Below are 26,301 nucleotides of genomic sequence, written 5' to 3' on the forward strand. Positions count from 1 at the left end.
ACTCCGGGATGAAGGATGATAGGACATTTTAGCGGGGATCAGCGTTTGGTAGGAAGATGTGTTGCCAGAAAGGCATCAATCCCGTGTATATAACTTTCTCCGCTTAGGAGAAAGCCCATGTTGTGATCGCCGGTTAAACGTAGAAACGCCTTGGGCGGCGGAGCGGTTTCATACAGGACCCGGCCGTGACGGTAGGGGATGATCTCATCGTCCGGGCTATGGGCCACCAGCACCGGGCAATGCACGTGAGAGAGGGTGTCACGGGTTCGATACTGCAGTCGGGCCAGGAACCTTACCGGTAACCACCGGTAGAGCTCGGCGGCCAGTTCGGGAACCGAGATAAAGGCGGACTCCAGAATCAGTGCCGCCGGTTGTTTCTCGGTCGCCAACCGGGCCGCTATCGATGCCCCGAGTGAGCGACCGAAGAGCACGATGTGCCCGGGTGACTCACCACGTTCGTCCACCAGGTATGCCCAGGCGGCCCGTGCGTCCAGTTGGGTACCGTTCTCGCTCGGTTGTCCGCTACTGCGTCCATAGCCCCGGTAATCGAATATGAGTACATTGAGGTTGAGGCGATGAAAAATCTGTAGCGAATCGAGTCGATGGGAGAGGTTGCCGGCATTGCCGTGGAAGAACAGCAGCGTACCCCGTGCGTTATCGGTCGGGATGTACCAACCGTGCAGACGCTCGCCATCTGCCGTATTGAGCTCGAGCTCTTCGTAGGTCAAGCCGACGGCTTGCGGGGTGGTGGCGATTTCTCTCGACGGGAGATGAGGAAGATAGAGCAGTTTATGCTGGTTGAAATAGATCGCCAGCAGTAGCAGCAGATAGGCCCCAAACAGGGTTGAGAACAGATAGAGCAAGGTTCGGGATAACTCTGGCGTTGACATAGTGTCAGCATAGCCTATCGGTTCTAAAGGGTTGGTGACGCCGCCTTCTGGTACGCTATCTCTATCTGTCGGCCATGATAGACTCATGCCGTAAGCCCGCCTCAAATAATTGACTTAATACAACTGGCAGCTAGGAGGTTTAACATGTTGATCCAACATAACGGCAAGATGCCGACTATCGACGCCACGGCCTATGTGGCGCCCAATGCGGTTGTCTGTGGGGATGTGACGGTCGGTCCGGGCTGTCGCATACTGTTTGGCGCCCAAGTCATCGCGGAGAGCGGGGCTATCTCAATCGGGCAAGAGTGCATCATTATGGAGAATGCGGTGCTGCGCAGTTCGGCACGCCATCCGTTGAACATCGGTAACAATTGCCTGGTCGGTCCCAATGCCCATGTGGTGGGTTGCACCCTGGAAGATCAGGTGTTCATCGCTACCGGCAGTGCCATCTTTCACGCTGCCTACATCGGGCGGGGCAGCGAAGTCCGCATCAATGGCGTGGTCCACTTGAAGACCCATTTGGCAGAGGAGACCACGGTGCCCATCGGCTGGGTGGCGGTCGGCAATCCGGCCCAGGTATTGCCTCCCGATGCCCATGAGCAGATCTGGGAGATCCAGCGGCCGCTGAACTTTCCACTCACAGTTTACGGCTTCGAACGCGATGAGGTGGATATGGTCAAGATCACCCGTCGCTTGTCCGAATCGCTTGCCGCGCATGTCTCGGACCAGATAACCGATACGGCACTTCCTGTCGCTTCCGGGTCGGAGCAGGATTAATCGAAACAATCCGACTTCGTTTTTTGGAAGCGGCCGTGAATAGCGGGTAGGATGCGGTTCGCAAGCTCACCGGCACCCTACGATGGTTTTCCCGGATCTGGGGTCAAGAGGTGCCCACTTCCATACCAGGACAAAAGCACCGGTGCTGCCAGAGGCATACACCGGTACTTGTATTTTTTACAAGCGGCCTGGGGTGAAGTTGCTGGGCTATAAAGTAGAAAACCCCACCAAAGCCGGCTTTGGTGGGGTCTTTGGATAATGATCAATCCACTCTATTTCTGTTTTTTTCTAGCAAAACCAAAACCAACCAAGCCAAGGCCTATGAGGGCGACAGACGTCGGTTCAGGCACGGATGCTCTGGCAAATGTGGGATCAGCCCACGCAGATACCGTCCCAAATGATGGTGTGCTGCTGATATTCCCCCCGTTACTCGCATTCACGCCAACGTTATAGAGGTAGATTCCATTCCCAAAATTATCAACGCTGGTCGCTGAGGTACTACCTGTTCCGAACCAATTAGTCGACAGTAACGCTCCGGTGGCATCGGTAGAAAATCCTGTTGAACTCCCGCTTGTAAACCAGCTATCAAAAAAACTGGCTGTGTATCCACCTGCGGTAAACGTCGCGGAAATGGTGTCATTAACCCCCCAAGTTTGGGATAACAAGCTGTTTCCGCCATTATCAGATATCACTTCAATTGTTACGGTATCGCCTATGGATGTAAGACCCCCTACGCCTGAGACCGACTGCACCTGACCTGTATAGGTAAACAGAACGGGTACAGCATATGCGGATGTGGCAGAAAGGCCCATCAACAGAGCGGTGGCCAGAATCGATTTTAATATTTTCATGAAGGAACCTTTTTTTCGTTCATTTAACTCCTTATGAAAAACTAGGCATTTATCATGCCACGTATTTAATATCAATGACTTACAGGATGGCTCTATGTATTCCGGATACGGGGTGTAAAATTCATTGACAGTTGGGCGTGTCGGATTTTGGTTATTTATCGATGGTGGGTTGAGGGTAAGAGAGCCGGCGTGGTTTTAAATGTGCTGTCGCTGAAACCGTTCGAGACGGCACCATCATGCTGATCGATTATTTAGCTGGCGCATAACAAAAAGCACCGGTGCTGCCAGAGGCATACACCGGTGCTTTTTTGTCATACGCGGTCGTTTAGCGCTGTCCGTACTTCGCCTTGGCCTCGCGCCGCCGGGCGTGCAGTACCGGTTCGGTATAGCCGCTGGGTTGTTCACAACCCTTGAACACCAGATCACAGGCGGCCTGGAAAGCGACACCGTCGAAGTCGGGCGCCATGTTGCGGTAGTTGGGGTCACCGGCATTCTGCCGATCCACCACCGCGGCCATGCGCTTAAGGGTCTCCATCACCTGATCCGCCGAGCAGATGCCGTGGCGCAGCCAGTTGGCGATGTGCTGGCTGGAGATGCGCAGGGTGGCTCGATCCTCCATCAGGCCCACGTCGTTGATGTCAGGCACCTTGGAGCAGCCCACGCCCTGGTCGATCCAGCGTACCACATAGCCGAGGATGCCTTGGGCGTTGTTGTCCAACTCCTGCTGGATCTCTTCGGCGCTGTAGCGGCGGTCGCCCATCAGGGGGATTTCCAGGATGGCGTCCAGGCTGGCCAGTTCACGCGAAGCCAGCTCGTTTTGGCGCTCGGCCACGTTGACCTGGTGATAGTGGATGGCGTGCAGGGTGGCGGCGGTGGGTGAGGGTACCCAGGCGGTGTTGGCGCCAGCCATGGGGTGCGCGACCTTGGCTTGCAGCATGTTGGCCATCTGATCGGGGATGGGCCACATGCCCTTGCCGATCTGCGCCTTGCCGCGCAGGCCGCAGCGCAGGCCGATATCCACGTTCCAGTCTTCGTAGGCCTTGATCCAGGGGAGCTGTTTCATCTCTTCCTTGCGGGCAACCGGACCGGCTTCCATGCTGGTGTGAATCTCGTCACCGGTGCGATCGAGGAAGCCGGTGTTGATGAAGACCACGCGCTCCTTGGCGGCCTGGATACAGGCTTTCAGGTTAACCGTGGTGCGGCGCTCTTCATCCATGATACCGACCTTCATGGTGTGGCGTGCCAGTCCGAGTGCATCTTCGATGCGGCTGAACAGCTCGCAGGTGAAGGCGACCTCTTCCGGACCGTGCATTTTCGGTTTCACGATATAGATGCTGCCACGCCGGCTGTTTTGATACTTACCGTTGCCTTTCAGGTCATGCAGGGCGATCAGGGCGGTCATCATGCCGTCCAGAATGCCCTCGGGGATCTCGTTGCCGTTACGGTCAAGGATCGCCTCGTTGGTCATCAGGTGGCCCACATTGCGGATAAACAGCAGGCTGCGTCCCGGCAGGGTCAGGCTGCCGCCGCTGGGAGTCTGGTAGGTGCGGTCCGGATTCAAGTGCCGGGTGATCGACTTGCCGCCCTTCTCCATGTCGGCGGTCAGGTCACCCATGAACAGGCCCAGCATGTTGCTGTAGACCACAGCCTTGTCTTCCGCATCGACGGCGGTGACCGAGTCTTCGCAGTCCTGGATGGTAGTGATGGCAGCCTCCAGGATCAGATCCTTGATGCCGGCCGCGTCCGCGTTGCCGATCATCGAGTTACGATCGATCTGGATTTCGATATGCAGGCCATTGTTTTGCAACAGAATCTGGCTGGGTGCTTCGGCGTCACCGTTAAAGCCGATCAGCTTTTCCGGTTGCGCCAGTTCGCTGCGACTGTCGTCACTCAGAGTAACGGACAGTTTTCCAGTGGAGATTCTATAGTCGGTGGCATCCTTATGGCTGCCGCGGGCCAGCGGTGCGGCCTCGTCCAGCAGGTTGCGTGCGGTCTCGATCACCTTCGCGCCACGGGCCGGGTTATAGTCGGCCGTGATGGCCAGCTCGCCGTCCTGGGGAATGGCATCGGTGCCGTAGAGGGCGTCATACAGGCTGCCCCAACGGGCATTGGTGGCGTTCAAGGCGTAGCGGGCGTTGTTGATTGGCACGACCAGTTGGGGGCCGGCCATCTCGGTGATTTCCGGGTCGACGTTGTCGGTTTCGATAGTGAAATCAGCTACTTCCGGCAGCAGGTACCCGATCTCGATCAGAAAGGCTTTGTAGGCGGCGGCATCCAGCGGTTGGCCGGCGTGCTGCTGATGCCAGGCATCGATCTTGCCCTGCAATTCATCCCGTTTTGCCAGCAAGGCGCGGTTTTTCGGTGCCAGGTCGTCGACGATATGTTCCAGCTGGCTCCAGAATTCCGCGGCGCTGACGCCACTTCCGGGTGCGATCTTGTTTTCAACTAACTCTTTGATCACGTTGGCGATTTGCAGGCCGCCGATCTGTGTGCGTGCTGTCATGTAAAGCCCTTGGTTACGGTTGATATTCGATTGGATTGCCGTCACCCGTTCCCGCACTGCGGTGGGGTTCCGCACTGTTAGGTGTAAACAAGTTCGCCGGGTCAGGGGATAACAGCAAATAATCAGTCTATCAAAAACCTGTATGGAATGTACCCCTGGCGAATCAGGGGATTTGCTCAGCCGGTTTCCGCCGCCAGTCGAGCCAGGGGTCTTTCATTGATCGGAAGATGGATGATGGCCGCCAGCAAGCCCAGTACCACGCCGGCCCACCAGATGGCGTTGTAGGTGCCGGTGGTGTCATACAGACGGCCGCCCAGCCAGACGCCCAGGAAGCTGCCCAACTGGTGGCTGAAGAAGACGATACCGAACAGCGTCGCCATGTAGCGCACGCCGAATACCTGGGCAACGATGCCGGATGTGAGCGGCACGGTGGAGAGCCAGAGAATCCCCATGGCGGCGGCGAACAGGTAGATCGTGAGGGCCGTTTTCGGTGCCAGCAACATGGCGGTGATCACCGCCGCCCGGCTGACATAGATAAACGCAAGACCGCCCTTTTTGCTCCAGCGAGTGCCGGCGGCGCCGGATAGGAAGGAGCCGGCAATATTGAACAGGCCGATAATCGACAGGGCATAGGCGCCCACTTCCGGTGCCAGTCCCAGATCCTTCACGTAAGAGGGGAAGTGGACGGTGATAAAGGCCACTTGAAAACCGCACACGAAGAAGCCGGTGGTGAGCAGGATGAATCCGCGATGGCCCGCCGCTTCCCGCAGTGCCTCGACCAGTGACTGATCATAAGAGGGCTCACCGATATGGGTATGACTGCCCGGCAGCACGAAGGCGAGGGGAATGATGATCAGTGCGCTGGCGGCCAGGATCAGCAGTGCCGATTGCCAGCCAAAGGCGGCGATGAATTGCTGGCCAAGCGGGGAGAAAACCACTTGCCCCAGGGACCCGGCGGCGGTGCCGAGACCCAATACCAGGGTACGCCGCTCCGGCCCGACCACCTTGGCCATGGCGGCCAGAGCGATGGAGAAGGCGGAAAAGGCGATACCGAGACCGGTCAGTACGCCACCGAACAGATGTAGCCCGAGGCTGCTGTCGGTGGTGGCCATACCCCACACGCCGATGCCGTAGAGCAGGGCGCCGAACGAGAGTACCTTCGGCGGCCCGTAGCGGTCGGCCATGGCGCCAGCCACCGGGACGCCGATGCCCCAGAGTAGGTTCTGGATGGCCATGGCGAGGGCGAAGGTTTCCCGGCTCCAGCCGTGGGTGAGGGTCATCGGTTCCAGAAAGAGGCCGAACACCGAGCGGATGCCGAAGCCGATCATGGCAACCAGGCAGCCGGCGATAATGATCAGCAGCGGCGTGCGCCATTGAGGCAGGTTGAGGTTTTGTGGACTCACGATGAATTTCCTTCGGTTTCGGTGGATTTCGAATGGTACCCGATTTCGGCTTGTTTAATAACAGGTGCAGGGAGGGGTTAATTTCATCTGCAACCGATCGGGCCGCGGGGGTCGGAGTTGAATTGAATCACCCATGAACGGAAATATATTTATGTGTATGCCTCTGTACAAATGATGATTTTTCAATTGCTGATGAATTTTTCTCATCTGTATACAGACCGCAGGAGTCGCTGCCTGTGTCGCGGGAGAGAAGTTGCGCGGCAGTTTTGCAGACGCGCCCACTGTGCCGGGCGCATGCCACCGATAGCCTCAGCCGCGGAAGCCGGCAGGCCGCGCTGTTATTGTTGTTTTGGCGGCTGTCTTGGCTGTGCCAATAGGTTATGATGCGACAGGTTCATCACTGGTCCATACGGTCTATTCCCATGTCGGCAGAAAGCGCACTGGCCTTTTTTGTGGCCATCTTCATCTTCTCTATCACGCCGGGCCCCGGGGTGTTTGCGATTTTGGCCCGGGCCATGACTGAGGGAGCGGCGGCTTGCGTCACGCTGGCGCTGGGTATGGCGATCAGCGATATTATCTACCTGGTTTTTGCCTGCTACGGTTTGGCGGCCATTGCCGAACATTGGGGCGGCGTGTTTACCCTGATCCGGATTCTGGGTGCCGCTTACCTGCTCTACCTGGGTTGGAAGATGTGGCGTTCCCGGCCCCGCCTGGATGCAGAGGCAGACGGGGTGAAGTCGAGCGATCAACTGAAGAGCTTTATACAGGGTTTTCTGATCTCCGCTTCCAATCCCAAAGTGATCCTGTTTTATATCGCTTTTCTGCCGACTTTCATGGACCTGAGCGGGCTTACTACCCGGGATATCCTGTTGGCCTCGCTGCTGACTTTGACCGGTCTGATGTTGGGACTGATGCTGATCGCGGCCACGGCCTCCTGGGCGCGTAAACAATTCCGCTCCGAACGGGCGATGCGCGGCCTCAACCGGGTGGCTGGATCCATCATGATGGCGGCGGGCGCCTTTATCGGCCTGCGCCATTGATACCTCCTTGCCATACGCTAAATAGACCCTGAGCCGACCATGACTGATCGTAAGACCCTCCTTGACCTGCGGGCCATGGCTATCCTGTTGGTTCTTTGTGCCAGTTGGGGGTTGCAGCAGGTGGCGGTAAAGTTGGCCAGTGTTGGCATCTCGCCCTTTTTTCAGGCGGGTATCCGTTCACTCGGCGCCACCCTGTTGCTGTTGATCTGGGTGTGGTGGCGGCGGATACCGATACGGCAACGGGACGGTTCCCTCGGTTGGGGGGTACTGGCCGGACTACTGTTTGGCGGTGAGTTTTTGCTCATCTTTTGGGGGCTGGAGTTTACCAACGCTTCCCGGGCCGTCATCTTCCTTTATCTCTCGCCCTTTGTGGTGGCGATTGGCGCGCACTACTTTGTCGAAGGTGAACGGTTGCGCTGGATCCAGGTGGTCGGTTTGGTGGCCGCCTTTGCCGGCATTCTGCTCGCCTTTGGCGAATCCTTCACACTCCCGTCACGCAAGATGCTGATCGGTGACAGCATGCTAGTGGTCGCGGCGATACTCTGGGGTTCCACGACCGTGGTGATCAAGGCGTCGGTGCTGCACACCCTGGCGCCGAGCAAGACCCTGCTCTATCAACTCGGGGTATCCGCCATCCTGCTGTTAACGGTCTCCTGGGCAGTCGGGGAGCCGGGTGTGGTCAAGGTCTCTCCGCTGATTCTGGGCAGCCTGCTGTTTCAGACCGTTTGGGTCGCCTTTGTTACCTTCCTGGTCTGGTTTTGGATGGTACGCCACTATCCCGCGGGGCGCCTCTCCGCCTTCACATTCCTGACCCCTCTGTTCGGCGTGCTGGCCGGACACCTGATTTTGGACGAACCGCTCTCTTTGCTTCTATCGGTGGCGCTGTTGTTTGTCGGCGCGGGGATCTACCTGGTGAACCGGCCGGAGCGGGGTGGGGTTGAATTGCCTGTGCCGCCGGTAGTTGCTGAAGAGCGGGAATAACGCTAGTCCGATCGGACTAAAGCTGATTTCGTAATCCCAGCTTTTCCGGATGGGGCTGCAGATAAACCTGGTTGGCAATGTAAGGGTCCGGATGGAGCCGGAAATAGTGTCGGAACAGGGTGATGGGCACCACCAGCGGGATCTCGCCCAGGCGATAACGTTCGATGCTCTCCCCCAGCTCCTGTTTGTCGTGCGCGCTGATGCGGCGTTTCAGGTAACCCATAATGTGCTGCAGTACATTGGTGTGGCCCTTGCGGTTCACCGGTCGCTGCAGGGCGTTCATCAATTCACAGAAATAGTCGTGGCCGATCCGCTTGATCACAGGCTTCTGCACATTTGATAGCAGTCGCCCCATACGTTTGTAGGCGGCTTGGGAGTGGGCCATCACCAGGTATTTATGTTGGGCATGAAAGTCAATTAACTTGGCCGGGGTCAGCCCTTCGGCCTGCAGTTGTTGCCAGTGGTGGTAAACGAACACCCGGTTGATGAAATTCTCCCGTAGCACCGGGTCGTTCAATCGCCCCTCCTCTTCCACGGGCAGATTGGGCAGGCGTGACATCAGGGTTGCAGCGAAGATGCCGGCCCCCTTGCGCTCGGCGCACCCTCCCTGCTCCGGGTAAACCTTGACCCGCTTCATGCCGCAACTGGGCGAGTCCTTCTTCAGGATATAGCCGCTGATGTGATCCAGCGTGGAAACCGTTTTGTTGGAAAATGCCTGGAGCTGGCGGGTCACATCCCATTCCGGATCGTCCACGCCGACAGCCCGGGGATTGTGCGGATCGCCCACCAGACGGATCGGCGGACGGGGCGCCGGCATGCCACTGCCCATCTCCGGACAGATCGGCACAAAACGCAGGTATTCGCCAAGCTGGTCGGTGATGAAGCGGTCGCGCTTGTGGCCGCCATCGTAGCGCACCGGCTCTCCCAGCAGGCAACTGCTGATGCCGATGGTGACGGGATTGTCGTGGTTCTGTTGCATGATTCGACGCTGGTGATGGTTGTTTAGTTAATTTGTTGATCCCCTCACCCTATCCCTCTCCCGGAGGGAGAGGGGACCCACTACTTGGAACCGTGCATCCCTGGAGCGTGATCACTCAGATTACAAGGTTGTACGCAACCGATAGCGGCATGCGTTGTGCTCCCTCTCCCTCAGGGAGAGGGTTGGGGTGAGGGGCGTTCAACACTCAAGCAATGCCGATGCGATGCGTTCCAAAACAGCGTCGGTTTCCCCCAAAATCTCATGGTTCCAGAAGCGTAACACCTTATACCCCATCTCCTCGAGTCTCGTGGTTCGTCTGGTGTCATAGTTTGCCTGCTCGGCATGTTGACCACCATCGGCCTCGACAATCAATTTCGCTTCCAGGCAGACGAAGTCAGCAATATAGGGTTCAATCACCACTTGATGTCGAAACTTGTAGCCTCGCATCTGGTGGTTCCTTAGACGTTGCCATAACAATAACTCTGCCTCGCTGGCCTGGCGTCGTAGCCGGCGAGCCCGTGACTGAAATCTTTCCGATTCCCTTGCCCGGCTGTCTTCCTGGCCAGCGGGAATGCGGTCCAACTTATCTTCCAAGATTTTAGAGCCTCCGTGATGGTCCGGCACCCGGTATATAGGCCGAACGCCGGCCTGTCCATTCTGCACTTCTACACCTTCGACGTAATCTCCGCCAGCGCTTTGGCCAGGGTATCGTATTGAAAATGGTAGCCGGCGTCGGGTAGGCGTTGGGCAATCAGGTATTGTCCCGAAGCCAGGGCTTCAGCACCTTTTTTACCGAATAGTAACTTCAGCGCGAACAGCGGCACTGGCAGTAAGGCAGGACGGTGTAGTTGTCTCCCCAACGCCTGGGAAAATTGGCGATTGGTCATGGGGTCCGGAGCGCTAAGGTGATAGATCCCGTTCAGTTCCGGGTGTGCCATGGCAAAGATATAGGCCCGGACCAAGTCATCGATATGAATCCAGGAGAAGGGTTGGCGGCCGTCTCCCACCGGCCCGCCCAACCCCAGGCGAAACGGTAGTAGCAACGGCTTCATGATGCCGCCGTCCCGGCCCAACACCAGGCTGAAGCGGAAAATCAAAGTGCGTATGCCGAGCTCCTCTGCTTGTCGTGCGGCGGCTTCCCAGTCACGGGTGAGTTGACCGAAAAAGCCGCTGGCGTTGGGTGGGTCGGCTTCGCTGTAACGACCCTCACTGTCGAAGGCGCCCATGGCGGAGGTGGAGATGAACAGGTCCGGGCGTCGCTCCAGTCGGCCCATCGCCTCAACCAGGGTACGGGTGGTGACGACGCGGCTGTCATACAGTGCGCGCATGTAGGATTCAGTCCAACGCTGACTGATGTTTTCGCCCGCCAGGTTGATGACCGCATCGCAACCCTGGATCCGTTCGGCCAAAGCGGCTACGCCAGCCTGGCAGTCGCGGCGTCCCAGCTTGACCAGTTGGTGACCCTCTTGCTCCAGCCGGCGGCAGAGGTGGCTGCCGACAAAACCGGTAGCACCGGTCATGGCGATTTGCATGTGCGTTCCTGTGGCTCGTGGACGGTTATCCGGATATTTAAAGCATAGCTCAGCTACTCCTCAGGGAGGAGGATAACGCAGCGCAAACCCGGCGCGGATCTGCTGTGCCAGCTCCCTGACGATGACGCTGCTGCCACGCCCCGGTAGCCGTAGATTGATGTAGTAGCGGGGAAGCGGCGGCAGGCCGATGGCGGGATCGATGGTGGAGAGGGTATCCGGGACCACTTGGGACATATAGGGCGCAATGGCCATATCCGCCTCCAGGGTGGCGATCACCGGTTCAATGCTGCCGACCTGGCAGATCGAGAGCCACTCCAGCCCGGCTCCGTTGAGCGCTTCGACGGCCGAAGCGCGGAAACCGCAGGACTCAAGGCCAAGCGCCACCGGTAGCGGCTGGCGATGGCTCGCCTCGCCATTGATGGCGCCGATCCAGACCAGGGCGTCGGTCAGCAGCAGCTCTTCCGGGTCGCCCTTGATCGACTCGGTAGTGAGGGTGAGATCGATCTCTTTCTTTTTCAGCCTCTCCAGCAGCACCGGCGTGGAGTCGCTGATCAGGGTGACGCGGATGTTGGGGTACTCCCGGTTGAAACGTTTTAGGATTGGCGGCATGAACGGCCGCACGATATCCGGTGGCACCCCGAGCAGGATCTCGCCGGTAAACTCCGGCTGACGCATCAGGTGCAGTACTTCGTCGTTCAGCGCCAGCAGGCGGTTGGCGCTGGCCACCAGCTTTTCGCCGTCGGGGGTAAGCCGCATCTGTTTCTGCCGCCGATCGAACAACCGCTTGCCGAAGTAAGTCTCCAGTCGCTTGATCTGTTGGCTCACGGCCCCCTGGGTGAGGTTGAGGATCTGGGCGGCTCGGGTCATACCGCCGTTCTCGGCGACCGCCAGAAAGGTGCGGATCAGGCCGACATCGATATCACGGTTCATGCTTTACCTATCATTAGTGTTCGTAATTATCTCTATTATGATAATTCGTTTTAATAATACATGACGGGCGCGTATAAGATAGCTTTAGTTCCAACGAACGGACTCTCACCGAGCCATGATTACCCACTCTGTCAGTCTCTATTTCGCGGCCGTCTTCATTTGGGGTTCCACCTGGTACGCGATTAAGTTCCAACTGGGTAACGTCCCTCCCGAGTTGTCGGTTGCCTATCGCTTTGCCTTGGCGGCACTGATTCTGTTTGTCTGGTGTCTGCTGCGTGGTTTGCCGTTACGTTTTGATCGGCGTGAGCATCTGTGGATGGCGCTGCAGGGACTGATGTTGTTCTGTCTGAATTACCTGATCTTTTATTGGGCTACCGCCGAACTGACCAGTGGTCTGATCGCGGTGATCTTCTCCACCATTGTGTTGATGAATATCGTCAACAGTGCGCTGTTTTTTCGCAAACCGGTGGATGCCTCCATGGTGATGGGTGCCCTGATCGGCCTGGTGGGTATCACCCTGGTGTTTTGGCCCGAAGTGGCCAGCCTGCAGCAGAGTGGCGGTGCCCTAAAGGGATTGGTGCTGAGTCTGATCGGTACCTTTGTCGCCTCGCTGGGCAATATGATCTCGGCCAGAAACCAGGCTCGGCGATTGCCGGTGATCCAGAGCAACGCCTTCGGTATGGCCTACGGTGCCCTGATCCTGTGCCTCTACGCCCTGGTGCAGGGGGGGGAGTTCGTTTATGACGGGACGCTCGCCTACAACCTGTCGCTGCTCTATCTGGCTCTGTTTGGATCGGTACTCGCTTTCGGCAGTTATCTCACCCTGCTGGGCCGAATTGGACCGGAAAAAGCGGCTTATGCCACGGTGCTGTTCCCCCTGGTGGCGCTGGGCATCTCCACCCTGTTTGAACATTATCACTGGAGCCTGATGGCGGCTGGCGGTGTGACGCTGGTGGTATTGGGTAACGTGCTGATCATCATGCCGAAGCGGCTATTGTGGCGCTTGGTTCGGCGGCCAGGACTGGTGGAAGAGAACCTGTAGGGCGAGCGTGCAATCCCGGTTGTGCGGACAACGGATAGCACATGCGGCGTTGGTGGGTCCATTTGATCGATCGGCTATGCCAACAAAAGCTTGGTCGCCATGGCGATGGTGGCCAGGATGATGGCCGGTCTGACTAGGGCTGCGCCGCGTCGGATGACCAGACTGGAGCCGAGGCGTGCACCGATAATTTGCCCCAGCGCCATAACGAGGGCAGCGCTCCAGATCACCTGTCCACTCCACAGGAAAATCACCAGAGATGTGGTATTGGTCATCAGTACCAACGGTTTGGTGTGGGCGGTGGCACGGCGCAGGTTGTAACCCAGCAGGCTGGTGAAGGCGAACGCGAAAAAGGAACCGATGCCGGGACCGAAGAATCCGCCATAAAAACCGATACCGCCCCCCACGGACCAGTTGAAATGGGCGCTGCTGAGGCGCGGGTGTGAATCGTGATCGTCGACCCGGGGCGAAAACCAGAAGTAGAGGGCGATACCGATCAGCAGAAACGGGATCAGCCGCTGCAGGAAATCACCCGAAATATGCTGTACCACGACGGTGCCGGCAGCCGCACCCACGCCGGCGCAGAGCAGGGCGGGGTAGAGGCGGGCAAAGTCTATGTGGCCGTTGCGGAAAAAGTTAATGGTGGAGGAGAGGGTGCCAAACACGCTCTGGAATTTGTTGGTGGCTAGGGCGTTAATGGGCGGTATACCGATGGAGAGCAGTATTGGCAGCGCGATCAAGCCACCTGCCCCGGCAATCGAACTGACAAATCCGGCGGCAAATCCCACCAGGGCCAGCAACGCCAGCAGGTGTAGTGAAAGTTCGATGTGCTTGTCCCCGGGATAATATTTGTGATGGCTACCGGCGTAGCGGCCGGCGGCAGATGATCGAGCGGGCTATTTTGACAACAGATGGGTGGAGGAGCAACCGTGCGGGTGCCTGAGCGGATATGCCCAGGGCGGTGAGAGGAAGGTTATGTTGCGCGGCTCACCCCAGCCGATGAGATCTCAAGGACTTTGCCGGGTGACGGTGAGAAGGTGCGTGCTGATGGGAAGGGATGAATCGGGTTCGGCTATTGCTGGTAAAGGTTGTCGAAATAGTCCTGCACCGCTTCATCGTCCAGCTCATCCAGGTCGTCCAGATCGATATAGCTGTAGTCGAACTCGTCGTGTTCAAAACAGGCTTCGGAAAAGCCGTGTGATAGGTTGTCGTTCATGGCTGTAGCTCCTGTGATTAATGCAACAGGGCACAGGCTAGCTGAGGAATACGTCAGCTTGATGACAGTTTCAGGACTACTCTTTCTCCTGTCCGGTGATCATCCACAGCATCTGTAGCAACAGGGTGTTGTCCAGGCGTGATTGCTGGCAGGTTTCGAGATGTTTCTCTTCGTGGCAGATCTTGTCAAACAGCAAGGTGGACTTACCTTCATACTCGACAAACAGTTGACGACTCCGGTCCACCACATAGGCGACGGCGGAGGAGACGTCACGTTCGCTGAGATCTTTGAGCCCCCCTTTGGGCGGCATTTTGCCATGACCGTTTAGGGCGTGATTGATCAGTGTCGGCAGCGGCGTTTTCAAGCGCTGTTCCCAATCCTGGACCGATCCCAATTGTGGTGCGCCGGAATCGGGTTCGCCGTGACACTTAATGCAGCGCTGGGTGAAAACCACCCGCCCCAGGCCGAGGTTGTATTGTTGAGGTTCGGTTTTGACCGGCCCGGGATGGTTTGCCCAGGCCGTACCGGCTAGCAGTGTGCCGAGCAGGAGAAAAAACGGTGGTTTGGTCAAGCTGAAATGGCGCATATTGTACTCTTGCCTGCTATGCAGGCTGTCTGGGCTGGAGAACCCGCCGCAGAGGTCTGCTAGGGACGGTCAGACAGAAACCCGGATTTCCAAAGTCGATAGTTGAATGCTACCGGTATCCGCTGCGAGACGCATTGATGCAAGTCGCGAAAAAGCGGCTTGCCGACCATTTCCCGATATTTGGAACAGGTCGGCACCCGTCGGGTGCCGAAGTGTGGAGCGCTAATCAACCAGACCGGCCGCCTGGGCATCGGCGTGGTAAGAGGAACGGACGAAGGGGCCGCTCGCCACATGGGAGAAGCCGAGTGCTTCGCCGAAGTGTTGCAACTGTTCGAATTCGGCCGGGGTGACATAGCGATTGACCGGTAGATGGTGCGGGCTCGGTTGCAGGTACTGGCCCAGGGTGAGCAGTTCGCAGCCGTGGTTGCGCAGATCCTGCATCACCTGGCTGACCTCCATCAGGGTTTCCCCCAGTCCCAGCATCAGGCCGGATTTGGTTGGCACCCCGGGGTTGCGCTGCTTGAACTGTTTGAGCAGATCGAGTGACCATTGGTAATCGGCGCCCGGCCGCACCGATTTGTACAGTCGCGGCACCGTTTCCAGGTTGTGGTTGAACACATCCGGCGGTGTGGCGCTGAGCGTTTCCAGCGCCGGTTGCATGCGTCCACGGAAGTCGGGAACCAGTATCTCCACCTTGATGCCCGGGTTGGTTTCCCGCACGGCCTGGATGCAGGCCGCATAGTGCCCGGCACCGCCATCCGCGAGATCGTCCCGATCTACCGAGGTGATGACCGCATAGCGCAGTTTCATCTTGCGCACTGCCTCGGCCAGACGCGCCGGTTCGCCCTGATCCAGGGCCAGCGGGCGGCCGTGGGCCACGTCGCAGAACGGGCAGCGGCGGGTACAGATATCGCCCATGATCATGAAGGTGGCGGTACCGTGGTGGAAACACTCGGCCAGATTGGGGCAGGCTGCCTCCTGACACACCGTGTGTAGGTCGGTTTCTGCAATCAGCGCCTCGACCCGGCGCCGTTGCGCCGGGTTGGGGAGCTTGATGCGCAGCCACTCCGGCTTCGGCAAGGGTTTGGCAGCGGGTACCACCTTGATCGGGATACGCGACACCTTGTCGGCGTCACGCAGTTTCTCACCCGCGATCACTTGGCGTTTGGCACTGGAGTTTGTCATTTGGCTAGCCTGGTCCGTTACTTCTTGCGTTTCGGGATAAACAGATCGGTGATGCTGCCTTCGAAGGCTTCGGCCGCCATCGCCACCGTCTCCGACAGGGTCGGGTGGGGGTGCACGGTCAAACCGATGTCGGAGGCGTCACAGCCCATCTCGATCGCCAGACAGACCTCGGCGATCAGGTCACCGGCGTTGGGGCCGACGATGCCGGCACCGATCACCTGGCCGGTCTCTTCGTCGAAGATCATCTTGGTCAGGCCCTCGTCCCGTCCCAGGGAGAGCGAACGGCCGCTGGCGGCCCAGGGGAAGGCGCCTTTGCCGTATTTGATCCCTTCGGCCTTGGCTTCGGCCTCGGTCTTGCCGACCCAGGCGATCTCCGGATCGGTGTAGGCGACGGAGGGGATCACCCAGGCGTCGAAGAAGGTGCTGAGTCCGGCGCACACTTCGGCCGCCACCTTGCCTTCATGCACCGCCTTGTGCGCCAGCATCGGCTGACCCACCACGTCGCCGATGGCAAAGATGTGCGACACATTGGTGCGCTGCTGCTTGTCCACATGGATAAAGCCGTGGTCATCTACCGCAACGCCGGCGTTCTGGGCGTCGATCTTGTGGCCGTTGGGTGAACGGCCGACCGCGACCAGGATCGAGTCATAGAGCTGCGGTTCCGGTGCCTTGGCCCCCTCGAAGGTGACGCGCAATCCCTCATCCAGTGCTTCCACTTGGGTGACGCGGGTCTGGGTCAGGATCGCTTCGTACTGCTTCTCCAACCTCTTGTGCAGGGGTTTGACGATATCCTTGTCGGCGCCGGTGATCAGGCTATCGAGCATCTCGACGACCGTGATCTGGCTCCCCAGGGCGTGATAAACCGTCGCCATCTCCAGACCGATGATGCCGCCGCCGATCACCAGCATACGCTTGGGGATCTGCTTCAGCGCCAGAGCGCCGGTGGAGTCGATAATGCGTTCGTCATCCGGCAGGAACGGCAGTTTCACCGGCGCCGAGCCGGCGGCGATGATGCACTGGGTGAAGCCGATCGTCGTGGTCTGGCCCTCGGCGTCGGTTACTTCGATATTGCTTTGGTCGATAAACTTGCCGTAGCCGTTTACCACTTGCACCTTGCGCTGTTTGGCCAGCCCCATCAGGCCGCCGGTAAGGCGGGTAACCACACCGTTTTTCCATTCACGCAGGGCATCCAGGTCCACTTCCGGTTCGATGAACTTGAGGCCGTGGTTGCGGAAATCGCGCGACTCTTCCAGCACCTTGGCGGCGTGCAGCAGCGCCTTGGAGGGGATACAGCCGACATTCAGGCAGACGCCGCCCAGGCTGCTGTGACGTTCGATCAGGATCACCTTCTTGCCCAGATCGGCGGCGCGGAAGGCGGCGGTATAACCGCCGGGGCCGGCACCCAGTACCACGACGTCGGCCTGGATGTCGGCATTGCCGATATAGGCGGTCGGTTCCGGGCCTGCCGCTACCTTCGGTGCGGCCGGTGCCGGGCTGCTGCTGACGGAGGATGTCTGCGTACCGGCGCCACCGGGGCTGGCAACCTCCAGGGTCAGCACCAGATCGCCCTGGGATACCTGCTCGCCCACTTTCACATGGACTGAGTGAACGGTGCCGCTGCTGGGAGAGGGGACTTCCATGGAAGCCTTGTCGCTCTCCAGGGTCAGCATCGGCGTTTCTACGTTGATCTTGTCTCCAGGCATCACCAGCACTTCGATTACGTCCACATCCTGGAAGTCGCCGATATCGGGGATGTAGACGTCCTGCAGTACGGTTTTGCCGGCATCTCCCGGCGCCGCGCCGCTGTTGGCGTTTTTCTGTAGCGTCGGCTGTGGCTCCTGCGCCGCCACCTTGGGTTCGACCGCTTTGTCCAGGCTGAGGATCAAGCTGTCTTTGGATACCTTGTCGCCCAGGTTGACGAATATCTCCTGCACCGTACCGGAGAGCGGTGAAGGGATCTCCATGGAGGCCTTGTCGCTCTCCAGGGTGATCAGGGGGTCGTCGATATTGATGGCATCACCCACCGACACCAGAATTTCGATGATCTCCACATCTTCGAACTCCCCGATGTCGGGGACATGAATCTGTTCAATATTGCTCATGATTTTATTCCGTTTGTTGTGGTGTTGGGGATGTTCAGAGCAGCAACCGCCGCACGTCGTTCATCAGTATGCCGAGGTGACGCACGAAGTGTGCGGCCTGGGCACCGTCGATCACCCGGTGGTCGTAAGAGAGCGACATCGGTTGCATCAGACGGGGGATGAACTCGCTGCCGTTCCAGATCGGCTTCATCTGGGAACGGGTGAGGCCGAGGATGGCCACTTCCGGCGCATTGACGATCGGGGTAAAGGCGGTGCCGCCGATGCCACCCAGGCTGGAGATGGTGAAGGTGGCCCCCTGCATGTCGCCCGGTTTCAACTTCTTGTCCCGCGCCTTGACGCTCATCTCCATCAACTCGGCGGAGATCTCGAAGATGCTCTTCCGGTCCACGTCGCGGATTACCGGTACCACCAGGCCGTTAGGCGTGTCGACCGCCACACCTATGTTGATATATTTCTTCAGGATCAGGTTTTCACCGCTGCCATCCAGGGACGAATTGAAGGTGGGGTAAGCCTTCAGGGTGGCGGCACAGGCTTTCATGAAGAAGCTGAGCAGGGTGACCCGTACGCCCTGTTTCTCGGCTTCCGCCTTGAGCGATTTGCGGAACGCCTCCACCTCGGTGATATCGGTTTCGTCGTGGTGGGTGACGTGGGGCACGTTCAGCCAGGCCCGGCTCAGGTTGATACCGGTGAGCCGCTTGATCTTGCTCAGCGGCTGGAACTCCACCTCGCCAAATTTGGAGAAATCCTGCTCCGGGATGGCGGGTATGCCGGAGCCGGTCGGTGCGGCGGCGGCCGGCGTCGGCTCGTCAAATTGTCCGCTGGCCAACGCCTTCAGTACCCGTTGTCCCGCATTGGCGAGATCTTCGCGGGTGATGCGTCCTTTACGGCCGGTGCCCTGCAGGGTGTTCAGGTCGATGCCCTTTTCGCGAGCGATACGTCGCACCGAGGGGCTGGCGTGGGTGCGCTCGAATGAGACGCTGCGCAGGTCGACTGCGGGCTCGGTGACCGGGGCTGCGCTGCGGGGCGCTGCGCTGGCCGGTGCGGCAATCGGTGCGGGTGCCGGAGCCGGTTCGGCCGCTTTCGGTTCGTCGGCCGCGGCAGCACCTTCAACCTCCAGCAGCAAGATCACGCTGCCTTCGGAGAGTTTGTCTCCCAACGCCACCTTCAGCTCTTTCACGACACCGGCGTCGGAAGCGGGGACTTCCATGGAAGCCTTATCGCTCTCCAGGGTGATCAGTGCATCATCCACAGCGACGGTATCGCCGGGGGCAACCAGGATTTCGATCAGTTCAACGTCGCTGAAATCGCCGATATCCGGCACAAGAATTTCTTTAATAGTCACGTCTGTTTCTCCTTATTCTGCGCGCGGCTTAAACGGTTACCGGATTGGGCTTGTCGGCATCGATGCCGTACTGCTCAATGGCCTGGCTGACCAGCTTGACAGGGATGGTGCCTTCATCGGCCAGCGCCTTGAGGGCGGTGACGGCCACATGGTAGCGGTCCACCTCGAAGTGACGGCGCAACCCTTCACGGCTGTCGGAGCGGCCAAAGCCGTCGGTGCCCAGCACTTGGTAACGGGCCGGCACGAAGGGACGAATCTGCTCGGCAAAGGCCTTCATGTAGTCGCTGGCGGCAACCACCGGACCTTCGCGGTCCTTGAGACATGCCTCCACGTGGCTGACTCGAGGGGTCTGTTCCGGATGCAGGCGGTTCCAGCGCTCCACGTCCTGGCCGTCTCGGCACAGTTCGTTGAAGCTGGTGGCGCTCCAGATGTCGGCGGCGATATTGAAATCGTTCTTCAGCAGTTCTGCGCCGGCGATCACCTCGTTCAGAATGGTGCCGCAGCCCAACAGTTGAACGCGCGGGCTCTTCTTCTTGCCCTTCTTCTCCACTTCACTGCTCTGCAGGTGATAGAGGCCCTTGAGGATACCGGCCTCAGCGCCCTCCGGCATATCCGGGTGGCTGTAGTTCTCGTTCATGGTGGTCAGGTAGTAGAAGACATTCTCCTGCTCCTGGAACATGCGTCGCATACCTTCATGCACGATCACCGCCACCTCGTAGTGGAAGGTAGGATCGTAGGAGATACAGTTGGGGATGAAGCTGGCGAACAGTTGGCTGTGGCCGTCTTGGTGCTGCAGGCCTTCACCGTTCAGGGTGGTGCGACCGGCGGTACCGCCGATCAGGAAACCGCGTGCCTGCAGGTCGCCGGCGGCCCAGGCCAGATCGCCGATGCGCTGGAAGCCGAACATGGAGTAGTAGATATAGAACGGCATCATGGTGACGCCGTGGCTGCTGTAGGCGCTGGCGGCGGCGATCCAGGAGGACATGGCGCCCGCCTCATTGATGCCTTCCTGCAGCAGTTGACCTTGTTTGTCTTCGCGGTAGGGCATGATGTCGCCGGAATCCATCGGTGTGTAGAGCTGCCCTTCGGGGGCGTAGATGCCCATCTGGCGGAACATGCCTTCCATGCCGAAGGTGCGCGCCTCGTCCGGCACGATCGGTACCAGGCGCGGCCCGATCTCCTTGTTGCGGGAGATGGCTACCATCGCCCTCACCAGCGCCATGGTGGTGGACATGGTGCGAGCACCGGTGCCTTTCAGCAGCAGGTCGAACATGGAGAGTGGCGGGATAGTCAGGATATCGCCCTGGGTACGCCGCTCCGGCAGGTAGCCGCCCAGTTGCCGGCGATGATTGTGCAGGTACTGCATCTCCGGGCTGTCGTCGGCCGGTTTCAGGAAGTTGGCCTCGACCACATCTTCCTCGGAGATATCCAGATCGAGTCGGGCACGGAATTTCTTCAGCTGATCATTACCCAGCTTTTTCTGCTGGTGAGAGATGTTCTGCCCCTCACCGGCTTCGCCCATGCCGTAACCCTTCACGGTCTTGGCCAGGATTAGGGTCGGTTGGCCGACGGTGTTGACGGCTTCGGAGTAGGCGGCGAACACCTTTTGCGGATCGTGGCCGCCACGGATCAGATCGTGATAGATCTCATCGTCGGTCATGTGCTCGACCATCTTCTTCAGTTCGGGGTACTTGCCGAAGAAGTATTCGCGCACATAGGCGCCGTCCTTCGCCTTGAAGCTCTGGTACTCGCCATCCACACACTCTTCCATGCGTTTGCGCAGCAAGCCGTTGTGGTCTTGCGCCAGCAGTTTGTCCCAGGAGGCACCCCAGATTACCTTGATCACGTTCCAGCCGGTGCCGCGGAAGTTGCCTTCCAGCTCCTGGATGATCTTGCCGTTGCCGCGTACCGGGCCATCCAGACGCTGCAGGTTACAGTTGATAACGAAGATCAGGTTGTCCAGTTTTTCCCGCACCGCCAGCGCGATGGCGCCCTGCGCCTCCGGCTCATCGGTTTCGCCGTCGCCCAGGAATACCCATACCTTGCGGTTGGATGTGGGGATCAGGCCGCGATGCTCCAGGTATTTCATGAAGCGCGCCTGGTAGATCGCCATGATCGGGCCCAGACCCATGGAGACGGTGGGGAACTGCCAGAAGTTCTTCATCAGCCAGGGGTGGGGATAGGAGGGGAGGCCTTTACCGCCGGTCTCCATACGGAAGTTATCCAGTTGCTCTTCGCTGATACGGCCTTCCAGGAAGGCGCGGGCGTAGATGCCGGGGGCCGCATGGCCCTGGAAGTAGACCAGATCACCACCATTAATATCACTGGCGGCGCGCCAGAAGTGGTTGAAGCCGGTCTCGTAGAGCACGGCGGAAGATTGGAAACTGGCGATATGACCGCCCGGCGAAGCCGGTTTGCGGTTGGCGCGTACCACCATCGCCATGGCATTCCAGCGAATGATATCGCGCAGGCGCGCCTCCACTACCGGGTCGCCCGGCAGTTTCGGCTCGCGTCCGACGGGGATTGAGTTCAGATAAGGGGTTCGAGAGCAGTCTGGCGGTTCCACACCGGCCGCCGTGGCCTTGTCGATGGTTTTCTTGATCAGGAATTTTGCACGGTCGGTGCCTTCCCGCTCAAGTACCACATCGATCGCTTCCATCCACTCCAGGGTCTCCTGGGGGTCCACATCCCGGTATTCTGTTGAACGATTGCTCATGGGCTCTCTTCCTCGACTGGTTCAGTGCAGTGCTCGAATTATAGGTGTAGCACATTGTTTGTAGTGTTAATGGTCGGACCATTAAAAGGTAAGTTAAATGATATGTCAAATTATTTTATGATATGAATAACAAGCATTTAGGAAGTTGCCGCAGCAATGATATTAAATATTTAAAAAACAAATGTTTAATATTAATTTGCTATTTGTACTAATATATTGGTAAAACAATGGTCAGACAAATAATTGGTCGTATATAATGCAGATGTAAGGTCCGAGAGCGTGGGAAATGCCTTCGTTTTGGATCTGGCGCCATTTTCAATTGTTGTCGGTTGTTGAAGATTGAGGGATCGGAACTGTGCATTTTCCGATACCGGGTGGCAGCCCCCTTTAACCAGGGCGCGGCCCACCGCTCACAGATTGGAGAAGTACCATGCAGTTACAACCCATCAAACCCGCCAGAGTTTCAGACTCGATTGTTGAGCAGCTGAAAACCCAGATTATCAATGGGGTGTTAAAGCCCGGTGACAAGTTGCCGGCGGAGCGGGAACTGGTCGATCAGCTCAAGGTGTCGCGCCCGTCGGTGCGCGAAGCGTTACTGAAGCTGGAGGCCCAGGGATTGATTTACAGCCGTCAGGGCGAGGGGACTTTTGTCCTGGACGCCCTCAGCACCATTACCAACCCGCTGGCCAACCTGCTGAAAGACAATCCGGAGGCACTCTCCGATGTGATGGAGTGCCGGCATGGTCTGGAAGAGCTGGCCGCCAGTTATGCGGCGGCAAGAGCTACGGAAATGGACCGGGCGATTATCCGCGAGCGTTTTCAGGCCCTCCAGGCCGCCCATGAACGGCGTGATCTGGAACTGGAGGCGAAAGCCGATGCCGCCTTTCATATGGCGATCGCCGATGCTTCCCACAATGTGGCGCTGATCCACCTGACCCAGAGCTTGTTCGATCTGCTGGGTGATGTGGTGCTGCATAACTGGGAAAAGATCTACACCATGGAAGAGAGCTACCAGACGATCCATGCCCAGCATGGGGAGATTTATCAGGCGATCTTCTCCGGTGATTCCGCACAGGCGCGCCACGCTGCGCATGAGCACCTGGCCTATATAGGAAAATGCCTCAGGGGTGCGGCTTAAGAATCTCCATTGGAGGCATCCAGTTGGTCGAGCAACTGCGCCAACAGCTTACTGGCTTCCGGATAGTCAAAAGCCCGCAACCGCTGGACCAATAGACTCATCGTCTCCGGGTAGGGCGAGCTGTCGATCGCCTGCTCGATGACGTCGATGGTGCTGCTCTCCACCAGATCGGACTGTTTCAACTGTTCCTGCAGGCGCCGGATTATCGGCTGCAGGTCGAGGGTATGGTTTTTATCGGGCGCGGCATCCTGTTGGCTTTTTTGTACGGCCAGCTGTTCGGAGAGCAAGCTGATGCGGTGGATGACCTGGTCGAATTCATTCTCCAGTGCCTGATAGGCGGTATTGAGCTGGTCGGTCTCACCGGCCGCCAGCGCCGCCTCCATGGCGACGCAACGGTGATACAGCGCCAGGGTAGACATGTTGCCGGCCGATCCTTTGAGTCGGTGCAGCGATTGGGCCAGACCTTGCCACTCCTGATCCTCCAGGCAGTGCCTGATCTCCAGCAGGTCGGACTGGAAACTCTCTTCCGCCTGCAACAGCAGTCGCATTACTCGGGTCGTGTCATCCTCGAAGCGATTTAGCAAGGCCGCCAAGTCAATGGTAGGCCGGGTATGTGGTGGAGGGTCGGCGATCTTCCTGCCGATTTCTGCGTCACCACCGGAGAGCTGTAGTGATTGCCGTAACGCCCAGATCAGGTCGTCACGGTTAATCGGTTTGGTTAGATACAGATCCATCCCCGCCGCCAGGCACTGCTCCCGGTCTCCGGTCATGGCGTTGGCGGTCATGGCGATAACCGGAATCGACTGTAACAGGGGGTGGTTGCGTATGCGGCGTGTGGTTTCAAATCCATCCATGACCGGCATCTGGATATCCATCATGACCACATCGAATGTTTCGACCCCCTGTTCCTCCAGTTTGCGCAGCGCTTCACGGCCGTTATTGGCCACCGATACCTGGATATGCAATTGATCCAAAAGTTCTATGAGTACCTGTTGGTTTAAGGCAGTGTCTTCGGCAAGCAGAATGTGCATGCCGGCCAGTTGATCAATCTCTTCCTGCTGCGAAGCACGGCGTTGTAACTGGCTGGGTGGTAGATTGGGATTGAACAGTTTCAATAGCGCCGATTCCAACCGGTCCTGGGTTAAGGGTTTTTGCAATGCCGGACTGACAATCCCTTTGCGTTCATCCTCGAAGTTGTATAACAGCAGCGTTTTGAGTGTTTTAAACCAATGGTCACTGGCGGCGACCGCTTTCAGTAGTGTCTCTTTGCTGCTGATTGCTGAGGTGTCGATGATCAGTACCTCGGTATCAACGGGTGGTTCGGGTTCGGTTAGTGCATCTTCAAATGCCTCAATACGATTAAAGTGACGTGTGTGGCATCCCAATATCTTGAGATACCGCAGTACGGTACTGGTGATATAGGGGTCGCTGGAGAGTAGGGAGAGGGTTCTCTCTGCCAAGCTGGGCAGTTGCCGTTCCTGACGACGATGGTTTGCGGGATCAAGACGCTCAAAACTGGCACTGAAGCTGAAGCAGCTACCGCCTTGTGGATTGGGCCTTACGCTGATCTCACCGCCCATCTTTGTTACCAGTCGCTGGCAGATACTCAAGCCGAGTCCACTACCGCCATAGCGTCTTGTGGTCGAGGCGTCGGCCTGGGTAAAGGGGCGGAATAGCCGCTCTACCTGTTCAGGCGGTATGCCCGGACCGGTATCCTCCACATCAAACTCCAGTATCAGTTGTTCCGGCGACTGTTGCTGCACCTGTACCCGTAACAACACATGTCCCTGTTTGGTGAACTTCACCGCATTGTTGACCAAGTTGGTCAACACCTGCTTCAGGCGCAGGCTGTCACCGATGATTTGCTCATCAATATCGGAGGCGATGTCATACACCAGTTTCAAGCGCTTCTGGGCGATGGCCGGTATCATCAGGTCGGCAATCTCTTCGAGTACCAGATTCAGATTAAAAGGACTGGACTCGAACTTCAGCTCTCCTGCCTCTATTTTTGAGAAGTCGAGAATGTCGTTGATAATCACCAGCAGTGAATTGGCCGCAGCACTGATGGTGTTGAGGTAGAGCAGTTGCTTCTGGTTGAGCGGAGTGGATTGCAGCAGTTGGCACATACCCAGTACGCCATTCATGGGTGTGCGTATTTCGTGGGACATGTTGGCGAGAAATTCACTTTTTGCCTGATTGGCCGCTTCTGCCTGCTCTTTGGAGTGGCGCAGGTCATGGGTCTGTTGATCGACCCGCTCTTCCAGGTTGAAAATCAGGTCACTGAGCTTGCGGGCCATGCTGTTGATGCCGGTCTGTACTTCGCCGAGTTCATCCTGGGGCGGTTCATGGATACGGGTCTCCAAATGGCCTTGTTCAATCAGTTTAAGGGCTTCCAGCGTGCGCTTAATCTGTTTGTAAAAACGGTGGTAGAAAATAATCGACAGCAGAATAACGCAGACCAACGGGATCAGTGTCAGCCACAAGGCGATCACGGCATACAGATTTCGTTGGGCAAACATCTCCGATTCGGTTACCGTCAGAATAATTGCCCAGTCCCACGCCGATCGTACAAAGACCGCAAACATGGTATTGCCGTTGGCGCGATAGCTGAGGCTGGCAATATCCCGATCGGATAAGGTGGCTGTAATCTGTTTTATGTTCGGTGGGGCATGCCCATTACTGCGTGATCGCAACAGGATGGAGCCGGTTTTATCGAGAATGGTCAGGCCCCCGGTATCACCCACCCGATACCGTTTCAATTCGGCAATCAGATTATTGCCTTCCTCCTTGAGATAATCGGCCTGCGAAACGGGGCCACCGCGTTTCATGTTGCCGATGCTTTCCCTGATGGCGGTGTCGATATTTTTCACTTCCCGGGAGAAGCTGTTTTCATACAGGTTGAAGATGATCCTGTTTATGATCCAGTAGCCGCCGGTAGCCAGCGGCAACATCAACATGATGACGATACCAAGCGTGAACAGGATAAACTTCAATCGGATATTCATTCGCTAAACAGAGCTCCGACGTAGGACTTAAATTAACGCGGACTGGCAAGCTTTGCTTGGATTATGGCGGGGCTGTCCACCCTGTG

General features: G+C 58.0%; 21 protein-coding genes. 5 read left to right on the forward strand and 16 right to left on the reverse strand.

The genetic code is table 11. From position 1 onward, the window contains the following. Positions 1 to 38: 38 nt before the first annotated feature. Positions 39 to 890 carry an alpha/beta hydrolase gene (locus ACQY5R_RS13880; protein WP_428609485.1) on the reverse strand — a complete coding sequence of 284 codons (852 nt, stop codon included), beginning with the start codon at positions 888 to 890 and terminating at the stop codon, positions 39 to 41. Positions 891 to 1,034: 144 nt separating this feature from the next. On the opposite strand from ACQY5R_RS13880, the gene ACQY5R_RS13885 reads away from it, so the two are divergent. Further along, on the forward strand, positions 1,035 to 1,667 hold the full coding sequence (locus tag ACQY5R_RS13885; protein ID WP_428609487.1) for a gamma carbonic anhydrase family protein: 633 nt from the start codon (positions 1,035 to 1,037) through the stop codon (positions 1,665 to 1,667). A 272-nt stretch (positions 1,668 to 1,939) separates the two neighbouring features. Here the strand turns inward: ACQY5R_RS13885 and ACQY5R_RS13890 are convergent, their stop codons facing one another. The 3 genes from ACQY5R_RS13890 to ACQY5R_RS13900 all read right to left on the reverse strand — a co-directional run bounded on the left by ACQY5R_RS13890 (position 1,940) and on the right by ACQY5R_RS13900 (position 6,424). After that, positions 1,940 to 2,518, reverse strand: a complete 579-nt coding sequence (locus ACQY5R_RS13890; RefSeq protein WP_428609489.1) for a PEP-CTERM sorting domain-containing protein — start codon at positions 2,516 to 2,518, stop codon at positions 1,940 to 1,942. A gap of 325 nt (positions 2,519 to 2,843) precedes the next feature. Then, a complete protein-coding gene (locus ACQY5R_RS13895) occupies positions 2,844 to 5,021 on the reverse strand; it encodes a malate synthase G (RefSeq protein ID WP_428609491.1) in 2,178 nt (725 codons plus the stop codon). Between the two features lie 176 nt (positions 5,022 to 5,197). Continuing rightward, positions 5,198 to 6,424, reverse strand: coding sequence for an MFS transporter (locus ACQY5R_RS13900; protein ID WP_428609493.1), 1,227 nt, complete (start codon positions 6,422 to 6,424; stop codon positions 5,198 to 5,200). A 422-nt stretch (positions 6,425 to 6,846) separates the two neighbouring features. On the opposite strand from ACQY5R_RS13900, the gene ACQY5R_RS13905 reads away from it, so the two are divergent. Further along, the gene (locus ACQY5R_RS13905; protein WP_428609495.1) at positions 6,847 to 7,464 is read left to right on the forward strand and encodes a LysE family translocator; all 618 of its coding nucleotides are present in this window, start codon (positions 6,847 to 6,849) and stop codon (positions 7,462 to 7,464) included. Between the two features lie 39 nt (positions 7,465 to 7,503). Continuing rightward, the gene (locus ACQY5R_RS13910) at positions 7,504 to 8,445 is read left to right on the forward strand and encodes a DMT family transporter (RefSeq protein ID WP_428609497.1); all 942 of its coding nucleotides are present in this window, start codon (positions 7,504 to 7,506) and stop codon (positions 8,443 to 8,445) included. Between the two features lie 16 nt (positions 8,446 to 8,461). Here ACQY5R_RS13910 and ACQY5R_RS13915 read toward each other — a convergent pair whose 3' ends face one another. The 4 genes from ACQY5R_RS13915 to ACQY5R_RS13930 all read right to left on the reverse strand — a co-directional run bounded on the left by ACQY5R_RS13915 (position 8,462) and on the right by ACQY5R_RS13930 (position 11,886). Then, positions 8,462 to 9,424, reverse strand: a complete 963-nt coding sequence (locus tag ACQY5R_RS13915) for a YbgA family protein (protein ID WP_428609499.1) — start codon at positions 9,422 to 9,424, stop codon at positions 8,462 to 8,464. 198 nt (positions 9,425 to 9,622) lie between these two features. Then, positions 9,623 to 10,087: an endonuclease domain-containing protein gene (locus ACQY5R_RS13920; protein WP_428609501.1), complete on the reverse strand. Its 465-nt coding sequence runs from the start codon at positions 10,085 to 10,087 to the stop codon at positions 9,623 to 9,625. Between the two features lie 2 nt (positions 10,088 to 10,089). Beyond that, positions 10,090 to 10,956, reverse strand: coding sequence for a TIGR01777 family oxidoreductase (locus tag ACQY5R_RS13925; RefSeq protein ID WP_428609502.1), 867 nt, complete (start codon positions 10,954 to 10,956; stop codon positions 10,090 to 10,092). A 60-nt stretch (positions 10,957 to 11,016) separates the two neighbouring features. Continuing rightward, entirely contained in the window at positions 11,017 to 11,886 is an 870-nt protein-coding gene (locus ACQY5R_RS13930; RefSeq protein ID WP_428609504.1) for a LysR family transcriptional regulator, read from the reverse strand. 115 nt (positions 11,887 to 12,001) lie between these two features. Between ACQY5R_RS13930 and ACQY5R_RS13935 the strand changes: the two genes are divergently transcribed. After that, positions 12,002 to 12,928, forward strand: a complete 927-nt coding sequence (locus tag ACQY5R_RS13935) for a DMT family transporter (RefSeq protein ID WP_428609505.1) — start codon at positions 12,002 to 12,004, stop codon at positions 12,926 to 12,928. Positions 12,929 to 13,002: 74 nt separating this feature from the next. On the opposite strand, the gene ACQY5R_RS13940 is transcribed toward ACQY5R_RS13935, so the two are convergent. The 7 genes from ACQY5R_RS13940 to aceE form a co-directional block, all read right to left on the reverse strand. After that, positions 13,003 to 13,713, reverse strand: a complete 711-nt coding sequence (locus ACQY5R_RS13940; protein ID WP_428609507.1) for a TSUP family transporter — start codon at positions 13,711 to 13,713, stop codon at positions 13,003 to 13,005. Positions 13,714 to 13,997: 284 nt separating this feature from the next. Continuing rightward, the gene (locus tag ACQY5R_RS13945; protein WP_428609509.1) at positions 13,998 to 14,141 is read right to left on the reverse strand and encodes a hypothetical protein; all 144 of its coding nucleotides are present in this window, start codon (positions 14,139 to 14,141) and stop codon (positions 13,998 to 14,000) included. A gap of 76 nt (positions 14,142 to 14,217) precedes the next feature. Beyond that, the gene (locus ACQY5R_RS13950; RefSeq protein ID WP_428609511.1) at positions 14,218 to 14,727 is read right to left on the reverse strand and encodes a c-type cytochrome; all 510 of its coding nucleotides are present in this window, start codon (positions 14,725 to 14,727) and stop codon (positions 14,218 to 14,220) included. Positions 14,728 to 14,949: 222 nt separating this feature from the next. Beyond that, the gene (gene lipA / locus ACQY5R_RS13955) at positions 14,950 to 15,912 is read right to left on the reverse strand and encodes a lipoyl synthase (protein ID WP_428609512.1); all 963 of its coding nucleotides are present in this window, start codon (positions 15,910 to 15,912) and stop codon (positions 14,950 to 14,952) included. A gap of 17 nt (positions 15,913 to 15,929) precedes the next feature. After that, positions 15,930 to 18,014 (reverse strand): dihydrolipoyl dehydrogenase, encoded by a 2,085-nt coding sequence (gene lpdA / locus ACQY5R_RS13960; protein ID WP_428609513.1) that lies wholly within the window; start codon positions 18,012 to 18,014, stop codon positions 15,930 to 15,932. 34 nt (positions 18,015 to 18,048) lie between these two features. Beyond that, positions 18,049 to 19,356: a dihydrolipoyllysine-residue acetyltransferase gene (gene aceF / locus ACQY5R_RS13965; protein ID WP_428609514.1), complete on the reverse strand. Its 1,308-nt coding sequence runs from the start codon at positions 19,354 to 19,356 to the stop codon at positions 18,049 to 18,051. 28 nt (positions 19,357 to 19,384) lie between these two features. Next, entirely contained in the window at positions 19,385 to 22,072 is a 2,688-nt protein-coding gene (gene aceE / locus ACQY5R_RS13970; protein ID WP_428609516.1) for a pyruvate dehydrogenase (acetyl-transferring), homodimeric type, read from the reverse strand. Between the two features lie 430 nt (positions 22,073 to 22,502). Between aceE and ACQY5R_RS13975 the strand changes: the two genes are divergently transcribed. Next, positions 22,503 to 23,210 (forward strand): GntR family transcriptional regulator, encoded by a 708-nt coding sequence (locus ACQY5R_RS13975; RefSeq protein WP_428609517.1) that lies wholly within the window; start codon positions 22,503 to 22,505, stop codon positions 23,208 to 23,210. Here ACQY5R_RS13975 and ACQY5R_RS13980 read toward each other — a convergent pair. After that, on the reverse strand, positions 23,207 to 26,215 hold the full coding sequence (locus tag ACQY5R_RS13980; RefSeq protein WP_428609519.1) for an ATP-binding protein: 3,009 nt from the start codon (positions 26,213 to 26,215) through the stop codon (positions 23,207 to 23,209). The genes ACQY5R_RS13975 and ACQY5R_RS13980 overlap by 4 nt on opposite strands. Between the last annotated feature and the right edge of the window lie 86 nt (positions 26,216 to 26,301).

The sequence above is a fragment of the Sedimenticola sp. genome (genome assembly GCF_050289425.1).
In the GTDB taxonomy this organism is placed as follows: domain Bacteria; phylum Pseudomonadota; class Gammaproteobacteria; order Chromatiales; family Chromatiaceae; genus Sedimenticola.

Bases quoted from the DNA above. Each gene is read 5' to 3' on its own strand.
- ACQY5R_RS13880 (WP_428609485.1), bottom strand. From the start codon at position 890: ATGTCAACGCCAGAGTTATCCCGAACCTTGCTCTATCTGTTCTCAACC.
- ACQY5R_RS13885 (WP_428609487.1), top strand. From the start codon at position 1,035: ATGTTGATCCAACATAACGGCAAGATGCCGACTATCGACGCCACGGCC.
- ACQY5R_RS13890 (WP_428609489.1), bottom strand. From the start codon at position 2,518: ATGAAAATATTAAAATCGATTCTGGCCACCGCTCTGTTGATGGGCCTT.
- ACQY5R_RS13895 (WP_428609491.1), bottom strand. From the start codon at position 5,021: ATGACAGCACGCACACAGATCGGCGGCCTGCAAATCGCCAACGTGATC.
- ACQY5R_RS13905 (WP_428609495.1), top strand. From the start codon at position 6,847: ATGTCGGCAGAAAGCGCACTGGCCTTTTTTGTGGCCATCTTCATCTTC.
- ACQY5R_RS13910 (WP_428609497.1), top strand. From the start codon at position 7,504: ATGACTGATCGTAAGACCCTCCTTGACCTGCGGGCCATGGCTATCCTG.
- ACQY5R_RS13915 (WP_428609499.1), bottom strand. From the start codon at position 9,424: ATGCAACAGAACCACGACAATCCCGTCACCATCGGCATCAGCAGTTGC.
- ACQY5R_RS13925 (WP_428609502.1), bottom strand. From the start codon at position 10,956: ATGCAAATCGCCATGACCGGTGCTACCGGTTTTGTCGGCAGCCACCTC.
- ACQY5R_RS13930 (WP_428609504.1), bottom strand. From the start codon at position 11,886: ATGAACCGTGATATCGATGTCGGCCTGATCCGCACCTTTCTGGCGGTC.
- ACQY5R_RS13935 (WP_428609505.1), top strand. From the start codon at position 12,002: ATGATTACCCACTCTGTCAGTCTCTATTTCGCGGCCGTCTTCATTTGG.
- ACQY5R_RS13945 (WP_428609509.1), bottom strand. From the start codon at position 14,141: ATGAACGACAACCTATCACACGGCTTTTCCGAAGCCTGTTTTGAACAC.
- ACQY5R_RS13950 (WP_428609511.1), bottom strand. From the start codon at position 14,727: ATGCGCCATTTCAGCTTGACCAAACCACCGTTTTTTCTCCTGCTCGGC.
- lipA (WP_428609512.1), bottom strand. From the start codon at position 15,912: ATGACAAACTCCAGTGCCAAACGCCAAGTGATCGCGGGTGAGAAACTG.
- lpdA (WP_428609513.1), bottom strand. From the start codon at position 18,014: ATGAGCAATATTGAACAGATTCATGTCCCCGACATCGGGGAGTTCGAA.
- aceE (WP_428609516.1), bottom strand. From the start codon at position 22,072: ATGAGCAATCGTTCAACAGAATACCGGGATGTGGACCCCCAGGAGACC.
- ACQY5R_RS13975 (WP_428609517.1), top strand. From the start codon at position 22,503: ATGCAGTTACAACCCATCAAACCCGCCAGAGTTTCAGACTCGATTGTT.
- ACQY5R_RS13980 (WP_428609519.1), bottom strand. From the start codon at position 26,215: ATGAATATCCGATTGAAGTTTATCCTGTTCACGCTTGGTATCGTCATC.